Below are 920 nucleotides of genomic sequence, written 5' to 3'. Positions count from 1 at the left end.
CCGAAGCGCTTTGCACGCATTTCTATTGCCAATTTATCAACGGCTTCACGTAGTGCTTTTGCACGTGATATACGTCCATTTGGTTCTCTTACCTGCCCTGCTATTTTAGGGCGTCCCCTTTTTTTATTTTTTTTCACAGATAACCTCAGACACCTGTTTAACGTTTTCCCAAATTTCCTTTGAGTTTGACCGTGTCTCTCCACCCAAAAGCACTACAAATAACAGTAACGCTATTGATATACAAATGACTGGTATTTTTTTCCAATCATCATCATCACGTATCATCCACCCGATGATAATGACCATCATTACAATTAGAAAGCCTGCTGATATATTACAGAGTGTCTCAATCTTATTATTATGTTGTAATGATTTTATCTCCTGATCTGTAATAGTATAGTTATAAACTGGCTTAGATTTACAGATTGCACTAAAGGTATGGAGCGGCGGCTTATCAGACATTTAAATACTCTCTATTAAAAAGGAACACTGTCATTCATAACGGTATGGGGCGTATCAAGAGGTCTGTAAATGCTTCTGTCATAAGCAGATGATGACGGCTCTTGATCATCATCATTTTTTCCATCTAATAGCTTTAACTCACCTTTGTACTGAGGCAATATGACTTCTGTTACATAGCGATCAACACCATTTTTATCTTGCCATTTACGAGTTTGTAGTCGCCCCTCGATATAAACTTTGCTACCTTTACTGAGATACTGGAGTGCTACTTTTGCCAAATGTGGATTAAACACCACAATGGAATGCCATTCGGTTTTGTCTACTTTCTTATTGGTTGCCTTGTCTGTATAGCTCTCAGACGTTGCTATACGAAAATTGACCACCTCGATGCCAGATGACATTGTTTTGCTTTCTGGATTGGCACCTAAATGACCAATTAAAATCACTTTATTAAGCAT

The 920-nt window shown here is 38.0% G+C and carries 2 protein-coding genes; both read right to left on the bottom strand.

The genetic code is table 11. The annotated features are described in order from the left end of the window. Positions 1-123: 123 nt before the first annotated feature. Positions 124-462, bottom strand: a complete 339-nt coding sequence (locus tag ACFIKD_RS09610) for a hypothetical protein (RefSeq protein WP_375647930.1) — start codon at positions 460-462, stop codon at positions 124-126. Positions 463-476: 14 nt separating this feature from the next. After that, the coding region (ssb, locus tag ACFIKD_RS09605; RefSeq protein WP_375647929.1) for a single-stranded DNA-binding protein at positions 477-920 on the bottom strand (444 nt) is incomplete at its 5' end.

Origin of the sequence: Bartonella sp. CR84HXZ (genome assembly GCF_042194535.1) — a bacterium.
GTDB lineage: Bacteria > Pseudomonadota > Alphaproteobacteria > Rhizobiales > Rhizobiaceae > Bartonella > Bartonella grahamii.
The sequence above is the reverse complement of the archived record's forward strand: the minus strand, read 5'-3'. Positions and strand labels throughout refer to the sequence as shown.

Coding starts and splice junctions, on each gene's coding strand:
- ACFIKD_RS09610 (WP_375647930.1), bottom strand. CDS start 462: ATGTCTGATAAGCCGCCGCTCCATACCTTTAGTGCAATCTGTAAATCT.